The sequence below is a fragment of the Thauera carbonicopians genome, assembly GCF_025699485.1.
Lineage (GTDB): Bacteria > Pseudomonadota > Gammaproteobacteria > Burkholderiales > Rhodocyclaceae > Thauera.
The window spans coordinates 40,871-64,173 of sequence record NZ_JANUXN010000001.1 but is presented as its reverse complement, the minus strand read 5'-3'; the positions used below and the strand labels follow the sequence as shown (position 1 = coordinate 64,173).

The following is a 23,303-nucleotide window of genomic DNA, read 5'->3' as shown; positions in this document are numbered from 1 at the left end:
CGCCCGGTGGCGCAGCGCGTATTCTGCGCCGCTTTCGTCATCGCAGGTACCCACGTGGCGCACCCAGCCCCCTCCGGCCGGCGGCCGGCCGCCCGCAGCTACGACGTGATCGTCATCGGCGCCGGTGCCGCCGGCATGATGTGCGCGGCCACCGCCGGCCAGCGCGGCCGCCGTGTGCTGCTCGTCGATCACGCCGAAAAGCTGGCCGAGAAGATCCGCATTTCCGGCGGTGGGCGCTGCAACTTCACCAACCGCCGGGTCGGCGCGGAAAACTATCTCTGCCGCAATCCGCATTTCGTGCGCTCCGCGCTGTCGCGCTACACGGCGGCGGATTTTATCGGTCTTGTGCAGCGCCACGGCATCGATTTCCACGAAAGGGATTGGGGCCAACTGTTCTGCGACGATTCCGCCCAGCAGATCATCGACATGCTGCGCAGCGAATGCGAGGACGGCGGCGTCGATTGGGCAATGCCCGCCAAGGTGCTGGAAGTGGCCCGCGGCGACATCGATGCCGAACGCTACCTGGTGGACACCAGCATCGGCCGCTTCGCCGCCCACAGCCTGGTCGTGGCCAGCGGCGGACTGTCGATCCCGAAGATCGGCGCCAGCCCGCTGGGCTACAGGCTAGCCGAGCAGTTCGGCCTGCCGGTGATCGCGCCGCTGCCGGCGCTGGTACCGCTGACGCTGCCGCCCGAGACCCTGTCGCGGCTCGCGCCGCTGGCCGGCATCTCGCTCGAAGTCGAAGCCCGCTGCCGCGGCCCGGTGTTCCGCGAAGCCGCGCTGATCACGCACCGCGGCCTGTCCGGGCCGGCCATCCTGCAGGTGTCGAACTACTGGCAGGCCCAGGCCTACGGCGACGACGAGCGTGAACCAGTCGCGCTCGACCTGCTGCCGGACCTCGATACCGAGCACTGGCTGCTCGAACACGCCGGCGAACGCACCCTGCTCGCCAACCTGCTCGCCGAGCGCCTGCCGCGCCGCTTCGCCCATGCCTGGTGCGAACTGCACGGCTGGACGAAGCCGATGAACGGCTTCCGCCATGCCGAGCTGCGCGCCATCGCCGCCACGCTGTCGGGCTGGAAGCTGGCGCCGTCGGGCACGCAGGGCTATGCCAAGGCCGAAGTCACGCTCGGCGGCGTGGATACCCACGCCCTGTCCTCGCGCACGATGGAGGCACGCGCCTGTCCCGGCCTGTATTTCATCGGCGAAGTGATGGACGTCACCGGCCATCTGGGCGGCTACAACTTCCAGTGGGCCTGGTCGTCGGGCGTGGCCTGCGGGCTGGCAGCCTGAGCCGCTGCCGCCCTCCTTCAGTCGTCCTGCAGCCCGAGGAAACGTGCCGGCGGCATGCCCACGGCACGATGCACCATGGCGCTGAAAGCGCTCGGGCTGTTGTAGCCCAGCTCCGCGGCGATCTGCTTGACCGGCATGCGGCCCGCGGCCAGGGCCACGGCCCGGGCTAGGACGACCTGTTGCCGCCATTGCGTGAACGTCCGCCCCAACTCGTGGCGGAACAGGCGTGCGACGGTACGCGGACTGGCCCCGGTGCCGGACGCCCAGTCGGCCAGGGTCTCATGGCGCGTGGGATCGACCAGCACCGCCTCGCACAGTTGGCGCAGGCGCTTGTCGCGGGGCAGGTCCACACCCAGCGGCACGGCACTGGCGCTGCGCAGTTCGTCCAGGATCAGCGCACTCAGCAGCTTCTCGCGCTGCCGCAGTCCGGCCGGCAGCGGCGGTGCATCGTCGGGCACGCAAGGCATCTCGCGCACCAGGGCGCGCAGCAGCTCGGACATTTCCAGCACCCGGCAGCCGCGCCAGGGGCCATCGTCCCCAGGCGCCACGTCGGGACCGAAGCGCCCGGCCGGCTGATGGAAGTAGAGCGTGCGCATGTCGGCGTCCTCCACCACCGTCACCGCATGCTCCACGCCGGGCGGAATCCACAGCGCGCGCCAGGGCGGCACGATGTAGGTGCCGCGTTCGGTGCTCAGGCGGATCACGCCGGTGGCGGAGATGGCCACTTGCGCCCAGGGATGGCGATGGGGCATCACCAGCGTATCGGCGCGCAGCTTGCTCATCTTCGCCCGCACCGGACGTTCGGCCGTGGGGAGGTAGAGATGCGGCGTCGTTGCCGCCACCACGCAGGCCGGCGCGTTTTTCGCCCGGGGTTTCATTCGCGGCGCGGCAGGCCGAAGTCTGGCTTGGTTTGGCATGATCGCGACAGTATATGTCCTGCTGTCGCATATCGGCCGCCGCCAGGCTGCCTATCATCCGCTGCATGAACTCCATCGCACACGCCCCCTCGCTGCGGCAGGACGCCCGCACCATCGGCCTGATCGGCCTGGCGCACGGCTCCTCGCATTTCTTCCACATGCTGCTGCCGCCACTGTTTCCGTTCCTGATCGCGGAGTTCGGCTTCAGCTACTCCGAGCTGGGACTGCTGGTATCGGTGTTCTTCGTGATCTCGGGCGTCGGCCAAGCGCTGTCGGGTTTCCTGGTGGATCGCGTCGGCGCCCGGCCGGTGCTGTTCTGCGCACTTTCCTGCTTCGTGCTGGCGGGGCTGGTTGCGGCTTCGTCCGCCAGCTATGCCGGCCTGCTGCTGGCTTCGGTGCTGGCAGGGCTGGGCAATGCGCCCTTCCACCCGGTGGATTTCACCATCCTCAACAAGCGCGTATCGCCGCAGCGGCTGGGCCACGGTTTCTCGGTGCACGGCATCTCGGGCAACCTGGGCTGGGCGGCGGCGCCGGTGTTCATGGCCGGCATCGCCGCAGCGACGGGCTCGTGGCGCATCGCCTGCCTGTCCGGCGCCGGGCTGGCGCTGGCGGTGCTGGCCATCATGGTCTGGAACCGCGATGCGCTCGACGACCGCCAGGGTTCGTGGGCCAGCCAGGCAGCGAAAAGCACCGCGGCGGCGGCAGAGGAGCATCCGCTCGCATTCCTGAAGCTGCCTTCGGTGTGGCTGTGCTTTTCCTTCTTCTTCTGGAGCACCTGCTCGCTGTCGGCCATCCAGAGCTTCGCCGGCCCCACGCTTCAGGAGCTCTACGGCCTGCCGCTGTCGATGACGGCGATGGTGGTCACCGGCTACATGCTGTGCGGCGCCGCGGGCATGGTGGTCGGCGGCTTCCTCGTCACGCGCGTGGAGCGGCTCGAGAAGACCATCGGCGTGTGCCTGCTCGCAACGGCGGTGCTGCTGGCGCTGGTGGGCTCCGGCCTGCCGTCGGGCATCGCGGCGCTGGCGATGACGGCCCTGGCGGGCCTGGGGATCGGCCTGGCCGGCCCTTCGCGCGACATGCTGATCAAGCGTGCGGCGCCGCCCGGCGCGACCGGGCGCGTATACGGCACGGTGTATTCGGGACTGGATCTGGGCTTCTGCATCGCGGCACCGATATTCGGCGCGATGCTCGATGCCGGCATGACTTCGGGCATCTTCTACGGCTCGGCCCTGGCACTGGTGCTCGGCGTCTGCTCGGCCGGGCTGGCCGGCCTGGGCGTTGCCGCACGCGCCGCCCGGCAGCAGCGGCACGCAGCGGCCTGATCGGAGAAACCCGCTGCCTCGGCAGGCTTCGCTCCTTTCAGTTCCCGCTTTTTCCCGCGCGCCTGCCCAGCAGCGGCAGGTAACTGAAGGCCTGCAGCAACAGCAGCACGGCGAGGGCAAACTTCAGCGCTTCGGGCATCGCCCAGCCCCAACTGCGCAGCAGATCGAGCACCAGGCCGATCCCCCACTGCACCAGGAAGGCGCCGAGGAAGACCATCAGATTGATCGAGGTGCTGACCCGGCCGAACATCTCGCGCGGGAAATTGTTCGCCGCCGCCAGGTAGGACTGCGAATTCACCGCCGACAGCACGCCGAACAGGAACCACATGACGATGACCGGGCCGACCCCGAACAGGATCGCCGCCAATACCAGCAGCAGGCCCGCATAGCCGACCTGCAGCAGGCGCAGGGGCTGCACGCCGAGGCGGGCCAAGCGCACGCCGAACATGCCGATGGACAACTGCCCGGACAGCATGCCGAGGTTCATCACCAGCAGGATGCGGGCCGCCGCGGCCAGCTCCAGTCCTTCGACGTGCATCAGCCAGGGCACGGCCCACAGGCTCTGCAGCGCCATGAAGCCGCCGACGAAAAACAGCGAAGAGCCGGCAAAGCGCAGGAAGGCCGGCGCGGCGAAAATGCCTGCCACGCCCTGCACGATGCTCGCCAGACGCACGTTGCCGCCGGCTGCAGTCTCGCGCGGCAGGCTGTAGAACAGGTTCGCCGACGCCGCCAGCGCGACGGCCGCGATGCCCCAGAACACGCCCCGCCAGCCGAGCAGTGGAATCATCGCTTCGAGTGGAACGCTGGCGGTCAGCGCCCCCAGCGCACCGCAGGCCATCACGTAGCCCGTCATCGAACTCTGCCGTTCGGGCGGATACCACAGCGCAAAGCCCTTCAGCGCGCCCATCAGGCAGGCCGACACGCCCAGCCCGATCAGCGCCCGCCCCAGCCCGAGGCTGCCGATCGAGTCGCCCTGCGCGAACAGCGCTGCGCCCAGCGCGGTCAGCAGCAGCAAGGCGCTTTCGACGCGGCGCGGGCCATAGCGGTCGAGCGCGATCCCGACCGGAATCTGCGCCAGCCCGAAGGCGAAGAAGTACATGCTGGTCAACAGCCCGAGCTGCGCCGCCGACAGTTCGAGCTCGCCGGTCAGCGCCGGCGAGATCACCGCATTGACCGTGCGCAGCAGGTAGGACAGATAGTAGCCGAGCGCAAAGGGCAGGAAGATCCGGCTCCAGGCGCCCGGCGCAGCCGCATTCGACATGCCGCCTCCGGCGGAACGAAAAGCGCGATTGTGCCTGCGCGGCATACGATTCCTCAAACGAATCGAATGCGAACCACCCGGCTCCGGCCGGCAGCGCCTTACCCGACTTGACTCGTATCAATGCCAGCCGCCGGTCACGGCGGAGAATGGCCTCAGTCCCATCGGAGCAGACCATGAGCACGATAGCCGAACTGATGACCCACGATCACCGCGCCTGCGATCACGATTTCGCCCGCGCAGAAACGCTCGCCGCCGAGAACGACTGGCAAGGCGCAAGCGAAGCCCTGGAAGCATTCGCCCACGGCCTGAACGCCCATTTCGACGCCGAGGAGCAGCAGCTCTTCCCCGCCTTCGAAGCGGCCACCGGCATGACCCAGGGGCCGACCCAGGTCATGCGCGGCGAGCACGTCGACATGCGCGCCGCACTCGAACGCCTGCGCGCGGCGCTGCAGGCGCGCGATGCGGACGATTTCGCCGGCGAGGCGGAAACCCTTCTGATCATGATGCAGCAGCACAACATGAAGGAGGAGAATATCCTCTACCCGATGTGCGACGCCCGCCTCGCCCATGCCCAGGACGAGCTCTGTAGCCATCTTTCCCAAATGCTTGCCGTGGAGCACGCATCATGACCATCGTCGACGCCCGCGGCCTGGAGCCTCCCGAACCCTTCGAGCGCGCCATGGAAGCGCTGGCCGAGTTGCAGTCCGGCCAGCAGTTCACGCTGCTGCTCGATCGCATGCCGCATCCGCTGCTGCGCATGCTCGACCGCGACGGCTATCGCAACGAGGTGAGCATCCGCGACGACGGCGCCGTGGAGATCCTGATCGGCCGTCCGTGACGGCTCCCACGCGCAACCCCGCAGGCAAACCATGAGCAGCGCCAATCCCGGGCTCGCCTATGAAGACACGCCGCCGCTGTCGGCACCGCTGCGCTTCTTCCTGACGGCGCCGCTGTTCGGCATCTGTGCCGGACTCGTGCTGCTGTTCGGCGACGGCGTGCTCGATTCGCGCTGGACGCCCGGCGCGCTCGCCGCCGTCCACCTGCTCGCAGCCGGCTTCATGCTGCAGGTGATGATCGGCGCGCTGCAGCAGATCCTGCCCGTGGTCGCCGGCGTCCGCGTCCCCGCGGTACTGGGCGTCGCGGGCAGCAGCCATGCGCTGCTCACCTTCGGCGCCACCGGGCTCGCCGGCGGCCTCGCCTTCGGCCTCCCGGACGCCATCATCGGCGGCGCCATGCTGCTGCTCGGCGGCATCGGCATCTTCCTGATCGCCGCGCTGGCCGGCCTGATCCGCTCGCCGTCGGTCAAGATCGCCAGCCACGCGCCGCGGGATCTGCGCCTGGCCCTGATCGGCCTGGCGGTGACCGCGGTGCTCGGGCTGGCGCTCGCCTTCGCCATCGGCCGCGGCGCAAGCCTGCCGATACCGCTGGCCCAGGCCGTGGACCTGCATGCCGCCTGGGGCTGGCTGGGCTGGGGCGGCATCCTGCTGGCCGCGACCAGTTGGGTCGTGGTGCCGATGTTCCAGATCACGCCGAGCTATCCTGCCCGCTTCACCCGCTGGTGGGCACCCGTGGTGCTGGCGGGCCTGGTGTCGTGGTCGCTGGCCCGCTCGACCGCTGCGGACGGTGCCGGCATCGTGCTCGGCACCGCCCTGATGCTCGCCTTCGGCGCCTTCACGATACTGACCCTGCGGCTGCAGTCGCGCACCCGCCGCAGCACGCCGGATGCACCCTTCCATGCCTTCCGCGCGGCGATGCTCGCGATGCTCGCCGGCATCGCCGCGCTGGGCGCCAACCTCGTCGACGACGGCGGGCAGTGGTCGGTGCTCGCCGGCGTGCTCATTCTGCACGGCGGCTTCGCCGGCGCGATCAGCGCCATGCTGTACAAGATCGTCCCTTTCCTCGCCTGGCTGAACCTCACCCAGGCCGGCATCCGCGCCCCGAACATGAAGAAGCTGCTGCCCGACATCCCTGTCAAGCAGCAGTTGAAGCTCCATCTCGCGGTACTCGCCGCCCTCGTGCTGGGCGTGTTCGTGGCCGCCGCTGCGCGTATCGCCGGGCTGCTGATGCTTATCGAATTCGGGTGGCTGCTGCTCAACATGCTACGCGTTGTGCGTAATTGGCAGCGCGCGCGGGAAACATGAAAAATCCCGCAAAAGATGTTTGACGACATGCCGGGACCTCTGTATAGTTCGCGGCTCTCGGGGTGTAGCGCAGTCCGGTAGCGCGCTTGCTTTGGGAGCAAGATGTCGGGGGTTCGAATCCCTCCACCCCGACCAGCTCACACCCCGATTGCCCGCGGGACTCTGCCCGTAGCTCAACTGGATAGAGCACCAGCCTTCTAAGCTGGGGGTTGCAGGTTCGATCCCTGCCGGGCAGGCCAGGACAGGTTTTAGTGGCGGCATTAGCTCAGTTGGTAGAGCACTGGATTGTGGCTCCAGGTGTCACCGGTTCGATCCCGGTATGTCGCCCCACATACAGCAAGGGCTGTGGATACTGATCCACAGCCCTTTTTGTTTTGCATGTACATGGCTCTGCCGAGCCGGCCTGCGCTCGATTCACGAAAATCCGGCGCATCCGACGATGACCTGCCTCGCCGGATGCGCCGATGGCCTTGATCAGCCCTCAGCCGGCCACACCTGACCGGCCGTGTCTCAGCCGGCCGTACCCACCTTCATCTGGCTCTGCAGGTAGTTCGGCATGCCGACCATGTCGATCAGGCGCAGCTGCTGCTCGAGCCAGTGGATGTGGTCTTCCTCGGTATCGAGCAGCAGGGGCATCAGCTTCTCGCGCGTGACGAAATCCCGCTCCTGCTCGCACAGCGCGACGATCTCGCGCAGTTGCTGGATCACGGTGATCTCCATGTCCAGATCGTGCTTCAGCATCTGCGGTACGTCGCGGCTGGTGCTGGCCGGCAGGCGCTGGCCGAGATCGGGCGTGCCCTCGAGGAACAGGATCCGCTCGATCAGCACCTTGACATGCGTGAGCTCTTCCTGGTGCTCGTGATAGATGCGGTCGTAGAGGTGCAGCAGGCCCATGTCGTGATAGACGTGGGCATGAACGAAATACTGGTCCGAAGCCGTCATCTCGTAAGCCAGCATCTTGTTCAGTGCATCGATGATCTTGGCGTTGCCTTTCATGGGTTCTCCGTTTGGCTGTGTCACGAGGCAGTTCATCCCTGCCTTCAGGGGGCGGAGTCTGACGCAAGGCGCGGATCAGGTCAAAGAAAATTTTCCTTATCTGGCAATGCCTTAGAGAACAATATCGAGACTAGCTCTCATTCATTGTGAATCCGCGAGGAACACTTCTCATTGCCGGCCTCGTTGCCCGTATCCCGTCGGCGTGGAGCCTGCCCTGGCATGCTTCCGCATCCTGCATGACGGCGTGCCTGGCGGATATTGCCGGAACATTGGACTGCTCCCGGTGTCTCCCCGATTCAGCGCATGCATCGGCCACGGTCGCCGGGCGCCCTGGCGCCACGATCCGGTATTCCGGCAACTGAACCGATACTGCCACTGAAACCGATCCCGGCCTGCCCGTCAGGGATCGGATCGGTCCTTGCCGATCCCGCTACACGGCATCCTTCATGCACATCGTTTCCCCGCCTCGATGACGAACTCGCTCAAGCAGACGCGCCTCGGCGCACTTTTCAAGCTTCGCCGCGACGAGGCCGTGCCGGTGCTGCTGGCCGGCCTGTTCTTCTTCTGCGTGCTGACCGCCCTGATGGTGCTGCGCCCGGCGCGCGACGCGCTGGGCATGCAGCGCGGCATCGAGGCGGTACGCTGGCTGTTCATGGGCACTGCGCTGGTGACGCTGCTGGCCAATCCGGTGTTCGGCTGGCTGGTCAGCCGCCTGCCGCGGCTGAAGTTCATCGCCGCGACCTATGTCTTCTTCGCACTGAGTCTGCTCGGCTTCCATCTGTTGCTGGTGCTGGCGCCGGAAGCGGTCGGCATCACCAGCGGGCAGGTGTTCTACGTCTGGTTCAGCGTCTTCAACCTGTTCGCGACGATGCTGTTCTGGGCGCTGATGGCGGACCGCTTCACGCTGGAGCAGAGCAAGCGCTTTTTCGCGCTGATTTCGGTGGGGGGCACGCTGGGCGCGATCTTCGGCCCCTGGCTGGCTTCGGTGCTGGCGCGCCCGCTGGGCACGCCGGCGCTGCTGCTGGTGTCGGCCGGTTTCCTGATGCTGGCGCTGGGCGCGGCGTGGGCGGTGGCGCGCAGCCAGCGAGCTGCCGGCGCAGGCGGCGCCGGGCAGGCGGAACGGCCGGAACATGCGGTCATCGGCGGCAGCGCATGGCAGGGCCTGAAAGCAGTGTTCGCCTCGCGCTACCTGCTCGGCATCGCGGTCTACGTGATCATCATGGCGGTGGTCGCCACCCTGCTCTACTTCACCCGCCTGCAGATGGTGGCCGCGCTCGGCGGCGACATGGACCAGCGCACGGCGCTGTTCGCCCGCATCGACCTGATCACCCAGGTCACGACCCTGGTGCTGCAGGCGCTGATCGCCGGCCGCATCATGGAACGCTTCGGCGTCCACCTGACGCTGATGCTGTTGCCGCTGACGGTGGTGCTGGGCTTCGTCGGCCTGGCCATCGTCGGCACGCTGGCGGCGCTGATCGTGTTCGAGGCAGCCTTCCGTGCCGTGCAGCGGGCGCTGACGCGGCCGGCGCGCGAGACGCTGTACACGGTCGTCAGCCGCGAGGACAAGTACAAGTCGAAAGCCTTCATCGACACTTTCGGCTACCGCGGCGGCGACGTGGCCGGCGCCCAGGCCGAGGGCCTCCTCGGGCGGCTGGGCATGGGCCTGGCCGGCCTGGCGAGCGTGGCGATTCCGCTGGCGCTGGCCTGGGCCGCGCTGGGACTGTGGCTGGGGCGCGCCCAGTTGCGCCTGGCCGCGGAACGCGGAGCAAGCCTTCCTCCAGCCCCGGCCGCCGCGCCGGGAGAACCTTCCACGACAAGGAGTCCAACACCATGATCACACGACGAGACTGCCTCAAGCTTTCCGCCGCTGCGGGCCTGGCCCTGGCAGCCCATCCCCGGCTGCTGATGGCCGCCGAGGACAGCCGCAGCCTGATCACGCGGACGATTCCCGGCACCAGCGAGCAGTTGCCGGCCGTCGGCCTGGGCAGCTCGGCATCCTTCTCCCGGATCGCCGGCGAAGGCAATGTCGAGCGCGTGCGCGAGGTGCTGGAAGCCTTCGCGCGCGGGGGCGGCACGGTGTTCGATACCGCCCCCAGCTACGGCGCAGCCGAGGAAGTGGCCGCCAGGATCGCGCAGGAAACCGGCCTCAACCACAAGCTGTTCTGGGCCACCAAGGTCAATGTGGCCGGACGCGGCGGCGGCAAGGCGGATCCGGCCGCCGCCCGCGCCCAGATCGAGCAGTCGCTGGCACGGCTGGGCAAGGAACGGATGGATCTGATCAACGTGCACAACCTGGGCGACGTGCCCACCCAGCTCGGCCTGCTCAAGGAATACCGCGACGCCGGGCGCGTGCGCTACATCGGCGTGACGACCACCTTCCCGGGCCAGTACGAGGAGCTGGAGCGCATCATGCGCAGCGAGCCGCTGAACTTCGTCGGCGTGGACTACGCGATCGACAACCGCGTGATGGAGGAACGCATCTTCCCGCTGGCGCAGGAGCGCGGCATCGGCGTGCTGGCCTATCAGCCTTTCGGCCGCTCGCGGCTGTGGCAGAAGGTGGATGGCCATGCGCTGCCTAACTGGGCGGCCGAATACGACATCGCCTCATGGGGCCAGTTCTTCCTGAAGTACGTGATCTCCCATCCCGCGGTCACGGTGGCCACGCCGGCCACCAGCCAGGCACGCAACGTCATCGACAACCTCGGTGCGGCAAGCGGTCGCCTGCCGGACGAGGCCGGCCGCCGCAGGATGTTCGAGCATATCCAGTCGCTGTAGGGGGGCAGCCCGGGAAGGGGGGATCGCCTAACCCGAGCCGGGCAGGCTACCCGGGGAGGAGTTGGCCGCACAGGTCGTATCGAATGAAAATAATGCTTCTGTGGTCATAAAATTTTTTGTATTTGGAATTATTGCATCGCACAATCCATCCAGCTAGTATCTGAACCGTCTCCTCCACCCTCCTCCTTAGGTGTGGATTTCAGCCCGGACCATCAAGCGTCCGGGCTTTTTCTTTTCGGCGCCTCTATTGCGCCCTTCCTTCATCACCATGCAAGCCTCGCCGGCGCCGGACGGTGCGGAGCGATCGCGGCTTCGCGCGCAGCTTCATTCCGGCAGCCGCCGGTCGGCTTGCTGCCACCCCCCGATTCTGCTATTAAGTCGCCTCTACCATTCACCAACCTACGGAAGTTGAGATTCATGGCTGACGATACCCTGCACAAGCAATTCCCGCCCTACGTTCCCGCCGCTGGCGAGGAATACATGAGCGAGAAGCAGATCGCCCACTTCCGCGAAATCCTGGGCTCGCTGAAGGGTGAATTGATGGAGGACATCGAACGCACCGTGCACACGATGCAGGACGAAGCCACCGTCTTCGCCGACCCCAACGACCGCGCCAGCCAGGAATCCGACATCGCACTCGAACTGCGCAACCGCGATCGCGAGCGCAAGCTGATCAAGAAGATCGACGAGGCGCTCGGGCGACTCAATGACGGCGAGTACGGCTACTGCGACAGTTGCGGCGTGGAGATCGGCCTGAAGCGCCTGGAAGCCCGTCCGACGGCTACACTGTGCATCGACTGCAAGACCCTGGAAGAAATGCGCGAACGCCAGGTCGCCAGGTAAACACCAACTGCTGCAGACAACGAAAAAGGACGCCACGGCGTCCTTTTTCGTTGGGACGTGCGCCGCAGCGGACCGGAATCCGCTGCGCGCCGCCAGCCTGTCCTCAGCCGGCGTTTTCGTTCAGCAGCGCCTTCATGCTCAGGCGGATCTTGCCGCGCTCGTCGGTCTCCAGCACCTTCACGCGCACCACCTGGCCTTCCTTGACGTAGTCGGAGACGTTGTTGACGCGCTCGTTGGCGATCTGCGACACGTGCAGCAGGCCGTCGCGGCCCGGCATGATGTTCACGATGGCGCCGAAGTCGAGCAGGCGCACGACCGGACCTTCATAGACCTTGCCGACTTCGACTTCGGCGGTGATCGCCTCGATCCTGGCCTTCGCCGCCTGGGCGCCTTCGGCGCTGACCGACGAGATCGTGATCTGGCCGTCGTCCTCGATCTCGATCACGGTGCCGGTCTCTTCCTGCAGGCCGCGGATCACCGCACCGCCCTTGCCGATCACGTCGCGGATCTTCTCGGGGTTGATCTTCATGTTGATCATGCGCGGCGCGTACTCGGAGACTTCGCCGCGCGAGCTGCCCAGCGATTCCTTCATGATGCCGAGGATGTGCAGGCGACCGGCCTTGGCCTGGTCCAGCGCGACCTGCATGATGTCCTTGGTGATGCCCTGGATCTTGATGTCCATCTGCAGGCCGGTGATGCCGTTCTCGGTGCCCGCGACCTTGAAGTCCATGTCGCCGAGGTGGTCCTCGTCGCCCAGGATGTCGGTCAGCACGGCGAAGCGGTTGCCGTCCTTGATCAGGCCCATGGCGATGCCGGCGACGTGGTCCTTCAGCGGCACGCCGGCATCCATCATCGCCAGCGAGCCGCCGCAGACCGAGGCCATCGACGAGGAACCGTTGGATTCGGTGATCTCGGACACCACGCGCACGGTGTAGGAGAAGTCCTCGGGCTTCGGCAGCATCGCCACCAGCGAGCGCTTGGCCAGGCGGCCGTGGCCCACTTCGCGGCGCTTGGTGATGCCGAAGCGGCCGGTTTCGCCGGTGCAGAAGGGCGGGAAGTTGTAGTGGAGCAGGAAGCGCTCCTTGTACTCGCCGGCGATGGCGTCGATGATCTGCTCGTCGCGGCCGGTGCCCAGCGTGGCGACGACCAGCGCCTGGGTCTCGCCGCGGGTGAACAGCGCCGAACCGTGGGTGCGCGGCAGCACGCCGGTGCGGATCGTGATCGGACGCACGGTGCGGGTGTCGCGGCCGTCGATGCGCGGCTCGCCGTTCAGGATGCGGCTGCGGACGATGCCCGATTCGATGTTGAAGAAGATGTCCTTCACTTCGGTGGCCGACGGCGGCGTGTCGACGCCTTCGCTCAGCGCCGCCATCACGCGCTTGCGGATCTCGCCCAGGCGGGTCGAGCGCTCCTGCTTGCTGGTGATGCGGAAGGCTTCTTCCATGTCGGCTTTGGCCAGTTCGGTGACGCGTGCGATCAGCGCATCGTTGCCCGCCGGAGCCTGCCAGTCCCATTCGGGCTTGCCGGCGACTTCGACCAGTTCGTTGATGGCCTTGATCGCGTTCTGCATCTGCTCGTGGCCGAACACGACCGCGCCCAGCATGACCTGCTCGGGCAGTTCCTGCGCTTCGGACTCGACCATCAGCACAGCGGCCTGGGTACCGGCGACCACCAGGTTCATCTGGCTGGTCTGCAGCTCGGTCGCGGTCGGGTTCAGGATGTACTGGCCGTCGGCATAACCGACGCGGGCGGCACCGATCGGGCCGTCGAACGGAATGCCCGAGATCGCCAGCGCGGCGGAGGCGCCGATCATCGCCGGGATGTCGGCATCGATTTCGGGGTTCAGCGACAGCACGGTCACGATCACCTGGACTTCATTCATGAAGCCTTCGGGGAAAAGCGGGCGGATCGGGCGGTCGATCAGGCGCGAGGTGAGGATTTCCTTCTCGCTCGGGCGGCCTTCACGCTTGAAGAAGCCGCCGGGGATGCGGCCCGCGGCATAGAACTTCTCGACGTAGTCGACGGTGAGCGGGAAGAAGTCCTGGCCCGGGCGCGCTTCCTTGGCTGCCACCACGGTGGCCAGCACCACGGTCTCGTCCATGTTCACGATGACGGCGCCGCCGGCCTGGCGAGCGATCTCGCCGGTTTCCAGAGTGACGGTGTGTGCGCCGTAGGCGAAAGTTTTCTTGATAGCGTTCAGCAAGGGAATTCCTTTAACGATGAATGCAGCGAACCACAACTGCGGGCGGCAGGATGGAAGCATCCTGCCGCGGGAGAACCAGCCGGTGTTTGCGGTGCCGCAAACGGCACAAAGCCGGCGGTGCCGCGGAGGCACGCACCGGCTTTGTCGCTTACCTCGCCCTGGCGGGCGGTGTCGGGCTGGTCATGGACGCAATTACTTGCGCAGGCCCAGACGCTCGATCAGGTTGCGATAGCTTTCGGCGTTGCGGCCCTTCAGGTAGTCCAGCAGCTTGCGGCGCTGGCTGACCATCTTCAGTAGGCCGCGGCGGGAGTGGTGATCCTTGCCGTGGGCCTTGAAGTGGGGGGCGAGCCCGTTGATGCGGGCGGTCAGGAGCGCAACCTGGACTTCCGGCGAACCGGTGTCGCCCTGGGCGCGCTGGAAGTCGGAGACGATCTTCGACTTGGATGCGATATCAAGAGCCATGTGTGTCTTTACTCGTGTTTTTCTGCCAATCAGAAGCGGAGGATTATACCCAAAGCCGCGCCAGAAACTCAATCGATAATCATGCGGATGCGCCAGGCGCATCCGCCCCGGTGGCGATCAGCCGGCGTGCCGCCAGCTTGCCGCCCTGCTGCCACTGCCCCAGGCCGATGAAGCCCTGCGGGCCGTAGACGCGGACGAGCCCTTCGGCGCCGGTCTCACCCAGCACCAGCACCCTGCCCTGCAGCAGCCCGCATGCCTGTTCGGCGTCGAGATGGCAGGCCGGATATGCGGCCACCAGCGTATCGGCCGGTGCCAGCAGGCCGGCACGGACTTCGGCCGGCTGCGCTTCCAGCGCGTCCAGCGTCAGCGCATCGGCGACGTCGAAGGCGCCGATGCGGGTGCGACGCAGGGCGCACAGATGCGCACCGCAACCCAGCGCTGAACCGATGTCCATCGCCAGGCTGCGGATGTAGGTGCCCTTGCTGCAGGCCACGCGGATGCTGAAGCGGGTATCGGCGAAATCGAGCAGTTCGAGCGCATGGACTCGCACCTTGCGCGCTTCGCGTTCGATCTCGATCCCCGCCCGCGCATATTCGTACAAGGCCTTGCCGTCGCGCTTCAGCGCCGAATACATCGGCGGCACCTGCTCGATGTCGCCGCGGAAGTTCTCGAGCACGGCGTCGAGCTGCGCCCGCTCGACGGCCACCGGCCGGCTCGCCAGCACCGCCCCTTCGGCGTCGCCGCTGTCGGTCTCGATGCCCAGCTGGACAACGGCTTCGTAGGTCTTGTCGGCGTCGAGCAGCATCTGCGAGAACTTGGTCGCCTCGCCGAAGGTCAGCGGCAGCAGGCCGCTGGCCATCGGGTCGAGCGTGCCGGTATGGCCGGCCTTGGCGGCATTGAGCAGGCGGCGCGCCGTCTGCAGCGCCCCGTTCGAGCTCATGCCCTGCGGCTTGTCGAGCAGCAGCACGCCATCGACGATGGCGCGGACGATCTTGCGCTGCACCTGCTTCGGGCGGCGCGGACGCGCCGCAAGCTCCTGCATCTCAGGCGCCGGCCTTGCCGTCATCGTCCGCGGCGCGGCTGCCGTCCGTACCGTCACCGCCGTCCTGGCCTTTGTCGCCGTCCTGGCTGCGCGCTTCGTCCTCGCGCACCACTTCGTCGATCAGGCGGGACAGGCGCGAGCCTTCCTCCACCGAACGGTCGTAGTGGAAATGCAATTCGGGAATGGTGTGGATGCGGATGCGGCGGCCGAGCTCGCGGCGCAGGAAGCCGCCGGCCCGGCGCAGGCCCTTGAGGATTTCAGGCACGTCCGCCTCGCCCGTCATCGAGGTGAAGAACACCTTGGCGTGGGCGTAGTCGGGCGTGATCTCGACGTCGGTCAACGTGATGAAGCCGACGCGCGGATCCTTGACTTCGAGCCGGATCAGCTCGGCCAGCTCGCGGCGGATCTGCTCCACCACGCGCTGGCTGCGGGAATACTCCTTCGGCATCGCTTACAGCGTCCTCGCCACTTCCTTGATCTCGAACACCTCGAGCTGGTCGCCTTCCTGGATGTCGTTGTAGTTCTTGAGCTGCAGGCCGCACTCGTAGCCGAACTTGACTTCCTTGACGTCGTCCTTGAAGCGCTTGAGCGATTCGAGCTCGCCGGTCCACAACACCGTGTGGTTGCGCAGCAGGCGAACGTGCGAACCACGCCTGACCACGCCTTCGAGCACGTAGCAGCCGGCGATCGAACCGACCCTGGAGATCGTGAACACCTGGCGGATCTCGACCATGCCGATGACTTCCTCGCGCTTCTCGGGCGCCAGCATGCCGGACAGTGCCGCCTTCACCTCATCGACGGCGTCGTAGATGATGTTGTAGTAGCGGATATCGACGCCGAAGGTCTCGGCCAGCTTGCGCGCGCCGGCATCGGCACGGATGCTGAAGCCGAGGATGACCGCGCCCGAAGCCTGCGCCAGGTTGACGTCGGATTCGGAGATCGCGCCCACCGCGGCGTGAATGACGTTGACCCGCACTTCGTCGGTGGAGAGCTTCTGCAACGATTGCACCAGCGCTTCCTGCGAACCCTGCACGTCGGCCTTGATGATCAGCGGCAGGCTCTTGACCTCGCCTTCGGCCATCTGCTCCATCAGGGTTTCGAGCTTGGCGGCCTGTTGCTTGGCCAGCTTGACGTCGCGGAACTTGCCCTGGCGGAACAGCGCGATCTCGCGCGCCTTGCGCTCGTCGGCCAGCGCGATCGCCTCGTCGCCGGCGGACGGCACGTCCGACAGGCCGAGGATCTCGACCGGAATCGACGGCCCGGCTTCCTCGATCTGCTTGCCGTTCTCGTCCAGCATCGCGCGGATGCGGCCGAAAGTGGCACCGGCCAGCAGCACGTCGCCCTTGCGCAGGGTGCCGGACTGCACCAGCAGCGAAGCCACCGGACCGCGCCCCTTGTCGAGGCGGGCTTCGATGATCAGGCCCTTGGCCGGTGCATCGACCGGCGCGGTCAGCTCCAGCACTTCGGCCTGCAGCAGCACGGCTTCGAGCAGTTCATCGACGCCGGTGCCCTTCTTCGCCGACACCGGCACGAAGATCACGTCGCCGCCGTACTCTTCCGGCACCACGCTCTCGGCGATCAGTTCCTGCTTGACCCGCTCGGGGTTGGCTTCGGGCTTGTCGATCTTGTTGATCGCCACCACCAGCGGCACGCCGGCGGCCTGGGCGTGGTGGATGGCTTCACGCGTCTGCGGCATCACGCCGTCGTCCGCCGCCACCACCAGGATGACGATGTCGGTCGCCTTCGCACCCCGCGCACGCATCGCCGTGAAGGCCTCGTGGCCCGGTGTGTCGAGGAAGGTGACGACGCCACGCGAAGTCTCGACGTGATAGGCGCCGATGTGCTGGGTGATGCCGCCGAATTCGCCCGACGCCACCTTGGCGCGGCGGATGTAGTCGAGCAGCGAGGTCTTGCCGTGGTCGACGTGGCCCATGACCGTGACCACCGGCGCACGCGGCAGCAGCTCGACGTCCTTGTGCTCGTCGTGCTCGTCGAGGAAGGCGTCCGGATCGTCCAGCTTGGCCGCCAGCGCGGTGTGGCCCATTTCCTCGACGATGATCATCGCCGTGTCCTGGTCGAGCACCTGGTTGATCGTGACCATGGTGCCCATCTTCATCAGCACCTTGATCACTTCGGTGGCCTTCACCGCCATCTTGTGGGCGAGATCGGCCACGGTGATGGTCTCGGGCACGTGCACTTCACGCACAATCGGCTCGCTCGGCGCCTGGAAGTTGCTGCGTTCGTCGCTCTGGTGGCGGCCATGGCGGCCGCCGCCCTTGCCGGCGCCGCGCCAGTTGTTGCCGCCCGCGCCCACTTCGCCGCGGGTCTTCAGGCCGCCGCGGCGCTTGCCGCCATCGGCAGCATCGCGGCCAGGCGCACCGCGCTTGGCATCCTTGGCACCCGGCTTGTCGTCGGCCTTGGCCGGACGGTGCAGGGTGCCGCTGCCCGGCTTGGCCGCAGCGGGCTTGGCCGGCTCTTCCTGCTTCTTCAATGCGGCAGCGACACGCGCCTCTTCCTCGGCACGGCGCGCATCGGCGGCGGCGCGTGCTGCGGCTTCGCGCTCCTGGCGGGCACGAAGATCGGCGGCCTGGCGCTCCCGCAGCGCACGCAGGCGCTCTTCGTCGCGCTTGCGTGCGGCGATTTCCTCGTCGCTGAGGATCTCGTTGAGCGGCAGCGGCTTGGAGCGCACCAGCGTGGTGGTGGTTTTCGTCGGTGCCGGTGCCGCCGGCTCGGTCGCCGGAGCGGATTCGGGCACCGCCTCGGCCACGACGGGTTCGGGCTGGGCAGCCGGAGCGGGCTCCGGAGCAGGCGGCTCGGCCACCGCGGGCTGTTCCGCCACCGGGGCTTCGGCTTCAGCCGGCACGGGCTCCGCCGCGGCCGCTTCCACCGGCGCGGCAGCTTCGAACACCGGCTCGGGCGCCGGTGCTTCGGCCTGCACGGGCGGCAGATCGGCCAGCGGCACTTCTTCCAGCGCTTCCGGTGCCGGAGCGGCAGCCGCCTGGGCATCCGCGGCGACCTCGTCACGCTTGACGAAGGTCCGCTTCTTGCGGACTTCGACCTGCACGGTACGCGCACGGCCGGTCGAATCGGTGGCGCGAATCTCGGTCGTCTGCTTGCGGGTCAGGGTGATCTTGCCCTTGGGCTCGGTGTCGCCATGCGCACGGCGCAGGTATTCGAGCAGACGCGCCTTGTCCTGTTCGGTGAGCAGGTCGGCCGCGCCGGATTTTTCCACACCGGCACGCTTCAACTGCTCGAGCAGCGCCGCGGCCGGCATCTTCAGTTCGCCGGCAAACTGGGTCACGCTCATGTTTTCCATTACTGCCCTCCCATCATTCCTGGAACCAATGGGCGCGCGCAACGGAAATCAGCGCCTTGGCTCTTTCTTCGTCGATCCCGGCCATTTCGACCAGTTCGTCGACCGCGAGGTCGGCGAGGTCGTCACGGGTGCGCACACCCTGCTGGGCCAGTTTGGCGGCAAGGGACTTCTCCATGCCGTCGAGATTGAGCAGATCGTCGGAGACGTTCTCCAGCTGCTCTTCGGTCACGATCGCCTCGGTCAGCAACACGTTGCGTGCGCGGTTGCGCAGCTCATTGACCGTCTCTTCATCGAAGGCTTCGATCTCGAGCATCTCGGCCAACGGCACGTAGGCGATTTCTTCCAGGGAGGAGAACCCCTCCTCGATCAGGATGTCGGCGATCTCCTCGTCGACGTCCAGCTTTTCCATGAACAGCGCGCGCAGGCCCTGCTGCTCCTGCGCGGTCTTCTCGGCCGACTCCTGTTCGCTCATCAGGTTGATCGTCCAGGCGGTGAGCTCGGAAGCGAGCTTGACGTTCTGGCCGTTGCGGCCGATGGCGATGGCGAGGTTGTTCTCGTCCACCACCACGTCCATCGCGTGGGCTTCCTCGTCGACGACGATGGACACCACTTCGGCCGGCTGCAGCGCAGCGACGACGAACTGGGCCGGATCGGGTGCCCACACGATGATGTCGATCTGCTCGCCGCCGATCTCGTTGCGCACCGCGGTGACGCGCGAGCCGCGCAGGCCGACGCAGGTGCCGATCGGGTCGATGCGCGGGTCGTTCGACTTCACCGCGATCTTGGCGCGCAGGCCGGGGTCGCGGGCGCAGGCCTTGATCTCGAGCAGGCCGTCCTCGATCTCAGGGACTTCGAGCTCGAACAGCTTCATCAGGAACTCGGGCGCGGTGCGCGACAGGATCAGTTGCGGGCCGCGGGCGCCGCGGTCGATGCGCAGCAGGAAGGCCTTGACGCGGTCGCCGACGCGCAGGTTCTCGCGCGGGATCTGCTGGTCGCGCGGCAGCACGGCTTCCATGCGGCCGACTTCGATGATCGCGTTGCCGCGCTCCATGCGCTTGATCGCGCCGGAAACGAGGAATTCCTTGCGCTCGAGGAAGTCGTTCAGCACCTGCTCGCGCTCGGCGTCGCGGATCTTCTGCAGGATGACCTGCTTGGCGGCCTGCGCACCGATGCGGCCGAAGTCGATCGGTTCGAGCTCTTCCTCGATGTACTCGCCGAGCTGCACATCGGCGCGGATGTCGCGCGCATCGATGATGCCCATCTCGGCTTCGTCGTTGGTGACTTCCTCGTCGAGCATGACCACCCAGCGGCGGCACGAGGTGTAGTCGCCCGTCTCGCGGTCGATCGACACCACCACATCGGCGTCGTCATGGATGCGCTTCTTGGTTGCGGAGGCCAGCGCGGACTCCAGCGCGGCGAAAACGATGTCCTTGGCGACGTTCTTCTCACGCGCCAATGCATCAACAAGCAGCAGGATCTCGCGGCTCATTTCAGGAAAACCTCCACATCCACAGTCTCAGAATTTGGGTACAAGACGTGCTTTCTCGATGTCCTCGAAAGGCAGCGACTGCTCGCCCTTCTCGGTCGTGAGCACCACGGCGCCATCGCGCACACCGCCGAGCACGCCGGCAAAATTACGTTGGTTGTCGATCGGCAGCGACAGCCGGATCTGCGCTTCCTGGCCGGCGAAGCGCTCGAAATCGGCCAGCTTCTTCAGCGGACGATCCAGGCCGGGCGACGACACTTCGAGCCGGTCGTAGTCGATGTTCTCGACCTCGAACACGCGCTGCAGCTGGTTGCTCACCGTGGCGCAGTCATCGACGGTGATGCCGCGCTCGATGTCGAGGAAGACACGCAGCAGACGCCCGCGCGGCGAGAACTCGATATCGACGAGTTCATAGCCGAGGCCGGTCACCACCTGTTCGATCAGATTCTCGATTCCTGCTCGCATACCTGTCTTCCGCTGCGCTGCCTTCGGATTGCCGCGCACAAATAAAAAATGGGCCTAACGCCCATCAACCCATCGCCCCTGTCCGGAACACGCCGCTGATCACAACCTCAGGATGTTTCCGCACACCCCGCAACGCGCCGGAAGACGCGAGCGGACGAAAGCCATCCATCAAAGCCTTGAGAGTATAGCGCCAAAACCGATAGCCGGGCAAACTGCCGCAACGCAGCAATCCGGCCCGGCCAGTCACCCGTGGCGACGCAGGAACTGAAAATCAGCGCGCCACGGGCGTGGTCCGGTGCATCTTGGGCGGACGCTTGTCGCGATCGTTCTTCTGCACCTGGCGCTGCGGCGCCGGCAGGCCGGCAAGCAAACAGGCTTCGGTTTCGGGCATTTCCATCCACATGCCGCGCTTGAGGCGGGTCGGCAGTTCCACGCTGCCGTAGCGCACCCGCATCAGGCGGCTGACGGTCAGCCCGACTGCCTCGAACATGCGCCGCACCTCGCGGTTGCGGCCTTCGGAGATCGTCACCCGGTACCAGTGGTTGGCGCCCTCGCCGCCTTCGTCGCGCAGGCTGTTGAAACGCGCCGGGCCGTCGGCGAGCTGGATGCCTTCGGTCAGCGACTTGACCTGCTCCTCGGTCAGCTCACCCAGTAGCCGCACCGCGTATTCGCGTTCCAACTCGTAGCGCGGATGCATCAGGCGGTTGGCGAGGTCGCCGTCGTTGGTGAACAGCAGCAGGCCCGAGGTGTTGAAGTCCAGCCGGCCGACGGCGAGCCAGCGCCCCTTGCGCAGCAGCGGCAGGCGCTCGAACACGGTCGGACGGCCTTCCGGGTCGTCGCGCGAGACGATCTCGCCTTCGGGCTTGTGGTAGATCAGCACCCGCGGCGAACGCTGGGTGAAGCGCAGCGGCACCAGCCTGCCATTGACCTTGACGCGGTCGCCCGGGCCGATCTTCTGGCCGAGCGAGGCCGGCAGGCCGTTGACCGAGATGCGGCCGGCGACCACCCATTCCTCGATCTCCCGCCGCGAGGCCACGCCGGCCTGGGCCAGCACCTTCTGCAGGCGCTCGGGCTCGGTCAGCGTCGTCGGCGCATTGCGCCCGCCGCCCTGCCCCTGCGGCCGGGGGCGAGCCCCCCGTTCACCGCGCTCCGGCACGCCGAGCGCGGACTTGTGCGCATCCGGCCTGCGGGCGGGGTCGCCACCGCCACCCGGGCGCCCGCCCCCGCGATTTCCGCCACGCGGTCCACGCGGGCCGCGGGGATCGGCATTGAGGTGGGCATCGGGGTCGCGCGGCTGAGCGTCCTCGTCGTGATCATCCTTGCGCGATGCACGACGGGGGCGGTCGAGGATCTCGATCGCGTCAGACTTCTTCTGCGGGGGGCGGAACGGGCTGTTCGGTTTGCGAGGCATCGACAAGGTCCATGATTTTTTCGATCTCGGTCAGCGCAGGCAGCTCGGTGAGGCTGCGCAGACCCATGTCATCGAGAAAGCGCCGGGTGGTGGCGAAGAGCGCCGGACGGCCCGGCGTGTCGCGGTGGCCGACGACGTCGATCCAGCCGCGCGATTCCAGCGTCTTCAATATGTTGGGCGACACCGCCACGCCGCGCACGTCCTCGATGTCGCCGCGCGTGACGGGTTGCCGGTAGGCGATGATCGCCAGTGTTTCCATCACCGCGCGCGAGTAGCGCGGCGCTTTTTCTTCCTTGAGCCGATCCAGGTAGGCCTGGTAGTCGGCGCGCGTCTGGAAGCGCCAGCCGCTGGCCAGTTGCACCAGTTCGATGCCGCGCCCGGCTGCTGCCCATTCGGCGCGCAGTTCTTCCAGCAGCTTGCGCACCAGCTCAGGCCCCGGATCCTCGTCGAACAGGCGGCGCAACTCGGATACCGGCAGCGGCGCCGGCGCGGCGAACAGCGCGGCCTCGATGACGCGCGACCAGGCTTCAGGCGTCGTCGCGGGCTGCATCGGCCAGTTTCACGTAGATCGGCGCAAAGGCCTCGTTCTGGCTCACTTCCACCAGTTTTTCCTTCACCAGTTCGAGCACGGCGAGAAAGCTCACGACCAGGCCCGCCGTGCCGAGCTTCACATCGAACAGGGCATCGAAGACGACGAAACCGCCACCGCCGAGCTTGCGCAGGATGCCGGTCATGTGCTCCCGCACCGAAAGCTGCTCGCGCCCGATACGGTGATGCTGGGTCAGGCGCGCATTCTTCATGATCCTCAGCCAGGCAAGCTGCAGGTCGTGCAGGCTGACTTCGGGCTGGCGTTCGACGACCTTCTCGGCGACGAAGACGCCGACCCACTCGAAATCGCGTTCGGCGCGCGGCAGCGTGTCGAGCCGTGCCGCGGCGAGCTTCATGCGTTCGTACTCCAGCAGGCGGCGTACCAGTTCGGCGCGCGGATCTTCCTCTTCCGCATGTTCGCGCGGCGGCCGCGGCAGCAGCATGCGCGACTTGATCTCGAGCAGCATCGCCGCCATCAGCAGATATTCGGCAGCAAGCTCCAGATTGCTCGCCCGCATCGCATCGACGTACTCGAGATACTGTGCCGTCAGTGGCGCCATCGGAACGTCGAGGACGTCGAGGTTGGCCTTGCGGATCAGGTACAACAGCAGATCGAGCGGCCCCTCGAAGGCGTCGAGGAATACTTCCAGCGCGTCGGGCGGAATATACAGGTCTTTCGGCAGTTCGAGCAGCGGTTCGCCATAGATGCGCGCCACGTGCTCCAGCATCTCGGGCGCCTCGACCGGCGCCAGTTCCAGCGGCATGTTCATTGGCACATGTGC

At 66.9% G+C, this 23,303-nt stretch carries 21 protein-coding genes and 3 tRNA genes; 11 read left to right on the top strand and 13 right to left on the bottom strand.

What is annotated here, in order from left to right; all coding sequences use genetic code 11:
• Positions 1 to 54 precede the first annotated feature (54 nt).
• Positions 55 to 1,293: a BaiN/RdsA family NAD(P)/FAD-dependent oxidoreductase gene (locus NX068_RS00325; RefSeq protein ID WP_263459298.1), complete on the top strand. Its 1,239-nt coding sequence runs from the start codon at positions 55 to 57 to the stop codon at positions 1,291 to 1,293.
• 17 nt (positions 1,294 to 1,310) lie between these two features.
• On the opposite strand, the gene NX068_RS00320 is transcribed toward NX068_RS00325, so the two are convergent.
• Complete coding sequence (locus NX068_RS00320; protein WP_263459297.1) at positions 1,311 to 2,171, bottom strand: AraC family transcriptional regulator; 861 nt, start codon at positions 2,169 to 2,171, stop codon at positions 1,311 to 1,313.
• Between the two features lie 104 nt (positions 2,172 to 2,275).
• Between NX068_RS00320 and NX068_RS00315 the strand changes: the two genes are divergently transcribed.
• Complete coding sequence (locus NX068_RS00315) at positions 2,276 to 3,532, top strand: MFS transporter (protein ID WP_263459296.1); 1,257 nt, start codon at positions 2,276 to 2,278, stop codon at positions 3,530 to 3,532.
• Positions 3,533 to 3,569: 37 nt separating this feature from the next.
• Here NX068_RS00315 and NX068_RS00310 read toward each other — a convergent pair whose 3' ends face one another.
• Positions 3,570 to 4,793, bottom strand: a complete 1,224-nt coding sequence (locus NX068_RS00310; RefSeq protein WP_263459295.1) for an MFS transporter — start codon at positions 4,791 to 4,793, stop codon at positions 3,570 to 3,572.
• A gap of 173 nt (positions 4,794 to 4,966) precedes the next feature.
• Between NX068_RS00310 and NX068_RS00305 the strand changes: the two genes are divergently transcribed.
• The 6 genes from NX068_RS00305 (at position 4,967) to NX068_RS00280 (ending at position 7,264) form a co-directional block, all read left to right on the top strand.
• Positions 4,967 to 5,422: a hemerythrin domain-containing protein gene (locus NX068_RS00305; protein ID WP_263459294.1), complete on the top strand. Its 456-nt coding sequence runs from the start codon at positions 4,967 to 4,969 to the stop codon at positions 5,420 to 5,422.
• Positions 5,419 to 5,631, top strand: coding sequence for a DUF2249 domain-containing protein (locus tag NX068_RS00300; protein ID WP_263459293.1), 213 nt, complete (start codon positions 5,419 to 5,421; stop codon positions 5,629 to 5,631). Before NX068_RS00305 ends, NX068_RS00300 begins: the two co-directional genes overlap by 4 nt.
• A gap of 31 nt (positions 5,632 to 5,662) precedes the next feature.
• Positions 5,663 to 6,934 (top strand): hypothetical protein, encoded by a 1,272-nt coding sequence (locus tag NX068_RS00295; RefSeq protein ID WP_263459292.1) that lies wholly within the window; start codon positions 5,663 to 5,665, stop codon positions 6,932 to 6,934.
• Between the two features lie 58 nt (positions 6,935 to 6,992).
• Positions 6,993 to 7,069: transfer RNA gene (locus NX068_RS00290), tRNA-Pro, on the top strand.
• 27 nt (positions 7,070 to 7,096) lie between these two features.
• Positions 7,097 to 7,173 (top strand) — tRNA-Arg (locus NX068_RS00285).
• Between the two features lie 15 nt (positions 7,174 to 7,188).
• Positions 7,189 to 7,264: transfer RNA gene (locus NX068_RS00280), tRNA-His, on the top strand.
• A gap of 180 nt (positions 7,265 to 7,444) precedes the next feature.
• On the opposite strand, the gene bfr is transcribed toward NX068_RS00280, so the two are convergent.
• Positions 7,445 to 7,930, bottom strand: coding sequence for a bacterioferritin (gene bfr / locus NX068_RS00275; RefSeq protein ID WP_263459291.1), 486 nt, complete (start codon positions 7,928 to 7,930; stop codon positions 7,445 to 7,447).
• A gap of 418 nt (positions 7,931 to 8,348) precedes the next feature.
• Here bfr and NX068_RS00270 point away from each other — a divergent pair, with 418 nt between their 5' ends.
• The 3 genes from NX068_RS00270 (at position 8,349) to dksA (ending at position 11,548) form a co-directional block, all read left to right on the top strand.
• Entirely contained in the window at positions 8,349 to 9,764 is a 1,416-nt protein-coding gene (locus NX068_RS00270) for an NTP/NDP exchange transporter (protein WP_263459290.1), read from the top strand.
• Entirely contained in the window at positions 9,761 to 10,705 is a 945-nt protein-coding gene (locus NX068_RS00265; RefSeq protein ID WP_263459289.1) for an aldo/keto reductase, read from the top strand. The genes NX068_RS00270 and NX068_RS00265 overlap by 4 nt, the downstream gene beginning before the upstream one ends.
• Positions 10,706 to 11,122: 417 nt before the next feature.
• Positions 11,123 to 11,548 carry an RNA polymerase-binding protein DksA gene (gene dksA / locus NX068_RS00260; RefSeq protein ID WP_068638146.1) on the top strand — a complete coding sequence of 142 codons (426 nt, stop codon included), beginning with the start codon at positions 11,123 to 11,125 and terminating at the stop codon, positions 11,546 to 11,548.
• 103 nt (positions 11,549 to 11,651) lie between these two features.
• Here dksA and pnp read toward each other — a convergent pair whose 3' ends face one another.
• The 10 genes from pnp to NX068_RS00210 form a co-directional block, all read right to left on the bottom strand.
• Positions 11,652 to 13,751, bottom strand: coding sequence for a polyribonucleotide nucleotidyltransferase (gene pnp / locus NX068_RS00255; RefSeq protein ID WP_263459288.1), 2,100 nt, complete (start codon positions 13,749 to 13,751; stop codon positions 11,652 to 11,654).
• Between the two features lie 192 nt (positions 13,752 to 13,943).
• Complete coding sequence (gene rpsO, locus NX068_RS00250; RefSeq protein WP_263459287.1) at positions 13,944 to 14,213, bottom strand: 30S ribosomal protein S15; 270 nt, start codon at positions 14,211 to 14,213, stop codon at positions 13,944 to 13,946.
• 79 nt (positions 14,214 to 14,292) lie between these two features.
• On the bottom strand, positions 14,293 to 15,255 hold the full coding sequence (truB, locus tag NX068_RS00245) for a tRNA pseudouridine(55) synthase TruB (RefSeq protein WP_263459286.1): 963 nt from the start codon (positions 15,253 to 15,255) through the stop codon (positions 14,293 to 14,295).
• A 1-nt stretch (position 15,256) separates the two neighbouring features.
• Entirely contained in the window at positions 15,257 to 15,703 is a 447-nt protein-coding gene (gene rbfA, locus NX068_RS00240) for a 30S ribosome-binding factor RbfA (protein ID WP_263459285.1), read from the bottom strand.
• A gap of 3 nt (positions 15,704 to 15,706) precedes the next feature.
• Positions 15,707 to 18,571: a translation initiation factor IF-2 gene (infB, locus tag NX068_RS00235; RefSeq protein WP_263459284.1), complete on the bottom strand. Its 2,865-nt coding sequence runs from the start codon at positions 18,569 to 18,571 to the stop codon at positions 15,707 to 15,709.
• Positions 18,572 to 18,584: 13 nt separating this feature from the next.
• Positions 18,585 to 20,060, bottom strand: a complete 1,476-nt coding sequence (gene nusA / locus NX068_RS00230) for a transcription termination factor NusA (protein ID WP_263459283.1) — start codon at positions 20,058 to 20,060, stop codon at positions 18,585 to 18,587.
• 27 nt (positions 20,061 to 20,087) lie between these two features.
• The gene (gene rimP, locus NX068_RS00225; RefSeq protein WP_263459282.1) at positions 20,088 to 20,522 is read right to left on the bottom strand and encodes a ribosome maturation factor RimP; all 435 of its coding nucleotides are present in this window, start codon (positions 20,520 to 20,522) and stop codon (positions 20,088 to 20,090) included.
• Between the two features lie 271 nt (positions 20,523 to 20,793).
• On the bottom strand, positions 20,794 to 21,933 hold the full coding sequence (gene rluB / locus NX068_RS00220) for a 23S rRNA pseudouridine(2605) synthase RluB (protein ID WP_263459281.1): 1,140 nt from the start codon (positions 21,931 to 21,933) through the stop codon (positions 20,794 to 20,796).
• Positions 21,884 to 22,483 carry an SMC-Scp complex subunit ScpB gene (scpB, locus tag NX068_RS00215; RefSeq protein ID WP_263459280.1) on the bottom strand — a complete coding sequence of 200 codons (600 nt, stop codon included), beginning with the start codon at positions 22,481 to 22,483 and terminating at the stop codon, positions 21,884 to 21,886. The genes rluB and scpB overlap by 50 nt, the downstream gene beginning before the upstream one ends.
• The gene (locus tag NX068_RS00210) at positions 22,461 to 23,291 is read right to left on the bottom strand and encodes a segregation and condensation protein A (RefSeq protein ID WP_263459279.1); all 831 of its coding nucleotides are present in this window, start codon (positions 23,289 to 23,291) and stop codon (positions 22,461 to 22,463) included. Before NX068_RS00210 ends, scpB begins: the two co-directional genes overlap by 23 nt.
• Positions 23,292 to 23,303 lie beyond the last annotated feature (12 nt).

What these genes read in the sequence shown, in the direction of transcription:
- NX068_RS00320 (WP_263459297.1), bottom strand. Translation starts at nt 2,171, where the DNA reads ATGAAACCCCGGGCGAAAAACGCGCCGGCCTGCGTGGTGGCGGCAACG.
- NX068_RS00315 (WP_263459296.1), top strand. Translation starts at nt 2,276, where the DNA reads ATGAACTCCATCGCACACGCCCCCTCGCTGCGGCAGGACGCCCGCACC.
- NX068_RS00310 (WP_263459295.1), bottom strand. Translation starts at nt 4,793, where the DNA reads ATGTCGAATGCGGCTGCGCCGGGCGCCTGGAGCCGGATCTTCCTGCCC.
- NX068_RS00305 (WP_263459294.1), top strand. Translation starts at nt 4,967, where the DNA reads ATGAGCACGATAGCCGAACTGATGACCCACGATCACCGCGCCTGCGAT.
- NX068_RS00300 (WP_263459293.1), top strand. Translation starts at nt 5,419, where the DNA reads ATGACCATCGTCGACGCCCGCGGCCTGGAGCCTCCCGAACCCTTCGAG.
- NX068_RS00295 (WP_263459292.1), top strand. Translation starts at nt 5,663, where the DNA reads ATGAGCAGCGCCAATCCCGGGCTCGCCTATGAAGACACGCCGCCGCTG.
- bfr (WP_263459291.1), bottom strand. Translation starts at nt 7,930, where the DNA reads ATGAAAGGCAACGCCAAGATCATCGATGCACTGAACAAGATGCTGGCT.
- NX068_RS00265 (WP_263459289.1), top strand. Translation starts at nt 9,761, where the DNA reads ATGATCACACGACGAGACTGCCTCAAGCTTTCCGCCGCTGCGGGCCTG.
- dksA (WP_068638146.1), top strand. Translation starts at nt 11,123, where the DNA reads ATGGCTGACGATACCCTGCACAAGCAATTCCCGCCCTACGTTCCCGCC.
- rpsO (WP_263459287.1), bottom strand. Translation starts at nt 14,213, where the DNA reads ATGGCTCTTGATATCGCATCCAAGTCGAAGATCGTCTCCGACTTCCAG.
- truB (WP_263459286.1), bottom strand. Translation starts at nt 15,255, where the DNA reads ATGCAGGAGCTTGCGGCGCGTCCGCGCCGCCCGAAGCAGGTGCAGCGC.
- rbfA (WP_263459285.1), bottom strand. Translation starts at nt 15,703, where the DNA reads ATGCCGAAGGAGTATTCCCGCAGCCAGCGCGTGGTGGAGCAGATCCGC.
- infB (WP_263459284.1), bottom strand. Translation starts at nt 18,571, where the DNA reads ATGGAAAACATGAGCGTGACCCAGTTTGCCGGCGAACTGAAGATGCCG.
- nusA (WP_263459283.1), bottom strand. Translation starts at nt 20,060, where the DNA reads ATGAGCCGCGAGATCCTGCTGCTTGTTGATGCATTGGCGCGTGAGAAG.
- rimP (WP_263459282.1), bottom strand. Translation starts at nt 20,522, where the DNA reads ATGCGAGCAGGAATCGAGAATCTGATCGAACAGGTGGTGACCGGCCTC.
- rluB (WP_263459281.1), bottom strand. Translation starts at nt 21,933, where the DNA reads ATGCCTCGCAAACCGAACAGCCCGTTCCGCCCCCCGCAGAAGAAGTCT.
- scpB (WP_263459280.1), bottom strand. Translation starts at nt 22,483, where the DNA reads ATGCAGCCCGCGACGACGCCTGAAGCCTGGTCGCGCGTCATCGAGGCC.
- NX068_RS00210 (WP_263459279.1), bottom strand. Translation starts at nt 23,291, where the DNA reads ATGAACATGCCGCTGGAACTGGCGCCGGTCGAGGCGCCCGAGATGCTG.